Raw genomic sequence first — 1887 nt, 5'->3', positions numbered from 1 at the left:
AGACGCCTTTGTCTCTCCATCTTATAAAACGCGTATTACTCCAACATCCGTAAGCAGGAGGCAAATCTCTCCATGGAGAGTTCTTAAGATCCAAAAAACATATATTATGAACACTACGTATTTTAGGTTTTTTACTACTTTTGCAATATAAGCTACAATTAATTGATGAAAAAGCTTTTGATATGCATATTATAAATATAATATGTTAGCGAAGCTAATAGGAGAATTATTATTTCTGTAATGAAAACTACACCTTTCCAGAATAACTTTAAAAATCTTTTTAATGCCGGGTTATACCTGAAACATAGAGATTTGCTGTTTGCAATCTCTATACTCTTAATGATAGGTGTGCTGATTTTTCCAGTACCTGCAATTATCTTAGATATGCTACTGAGTATATCTATCTCATGTTCTGTTGTTATATTAATGACGGTTCTTTTTATAGAAAAACCATTAGATCTAAGTTCGTTTCCAAGCATACTTCTGATTATAACTGTTTTAAGACTTTCATTAAATGTATCAACAACAAGGCTTATTCTTTCAAATGGGCATTTGGGTACAAGTGCGGCTGGCCACGTTGTGGAGGCTTTTGGTTATTTTGTTATGCAGGGGTCTATTGTAATAGGTACAATTGTTTTTGCTATCCTTACTATTATAAATTTTGTTGTAATAACAAAGGGCTCTGGGCGTATAGCAGAGGTGGCGGCAAGATTTAGTTTAGATTCAATGCCAGGTAAGCAAATGGCAATAGATGCGGATTTATCATCTGGCGGAATTACTCAAGATGAAGCAAAAAAAAGAAGAAAAGTATTAGAAGATGAGAGCACATTTTTAGGGGCAATGGATGGTGCCAATAAATTTGTGAGAGGTGATGCTGTGGCAGGGCTATTAATAACATTTATTAATTTTGTGGCTGGGATAGTTATAGGTGTTGTGCAAAAAAATATGTCATTTGATACAGCATTGCATACCTATACTATACTAACAATAGGTGATGGTTTGGTAAGCCAGATACCTGCGCTTATAGTATCAATTGCGGCCGCTCTGTTAGTTACAAAATCTGGAGATAAAGGGCCTGCGGATAAAGAAATATTCTCTCAACTAGCGGGGTATCCAAAGGCTTTAGCGGTGAGTGGATCGCTTGCTTTTTTTATGGCTGTAATACCAGGTACGCCGGCAGCACAATTTATGATAGCTGGTACAATTTTAAGTGTAACAGCATACTTGTTATATAAAACTAAATTACCTCTTGAACAAACAAAAAAATCAGAAGATTCTATATCCGTGCAGCAAAAACGGAGTGAGCAGGCAGATGATTCTATACCAAATATAGATGTTATAAGAGTTGAGTTAGGGTATGGGCTACTTTCCTTGACCAATGAAAAAGCTTCATCTAGCAAAATTACAGATCAAATTAAGGGGTTAAGAAAACAGTTTGCAAAAGAGCTAGGTATAATAATCCCATCTGTAAGAATACAAGATAATGCACAGCTAGGGGCAGAGGAATATATACTGAAGATAAAAGAGATCGAGGTAGGAAAAGGTAAGTTAAAGCCTAATAAGTTGCTTATAATGGATCCTACTGGGAATGAGATAAAAATGCATGGTGATAATACAATAGAGCCAGCATTTGGTTTAAAAGCTAAGTGGATTGATAAAATAGATAGAGAGGAAGCTGTATTAAATGGGTATACGGTTGCAGATCCATCTACTGTTGTTGTAACCCATTTATCAGAGCTTCTTAAGGAAAACATATCTGAGCTTCTCACTTATTCAGAGGCGCAAAGATTAGGCACTGTTAACAAAGGTTTTGCCAAATAATGGAAAAGATGCAATATTATATTGGAGGCGATAAATATGGTATTTAGATGGATAAAAGGTTGTTTC

The 1887-nt window shown here is 35.3% G+C and carries 1 protein-coding gene; it reads left to right on the top strand.

Annotation, left to right across the window (positions count from 1 at the left end; genetic code table 11):
* Positions 1-240 precede the first annotated feature (240 nt).
* Positions 241-1821, top strand: a complete 1581-nt coding sequence (locus tag Cyrtocomes_RS05970) for a flagellar biosynthesis protein FlhA (RefSeq protein WP_322498275.1) — start codon at positions 241-243, stop codon at positions 1819-1821.
* Positions 1822-1887: the final 66 nt, after the last annotated feature.

The sequence above is a fragment of the Candidatus Cyrtobacter comes genome (assembly GCF_034470605.1).
Classification (GTDB): domain Bacteria; phylum Pseudomonadota; class Alphaproteobacteria; order Rickettsiales; family Midichloriaceae; genus Cyrtobacter; species Cyrtobacter comes.
This window is presented reverse-complemented; position numbering and strand designations above follow the sequence as displayed.

What these genes read in the sequence shown, in the direction of transcription:
- Cyrtocomes_RS05970 (WP_322498275.1), top strand. Translation starts at nt 241, where the DNA reads ATGAAAACTACACCTTTCCAGAATAACTTTAAAAATCTTTTTAATGCC.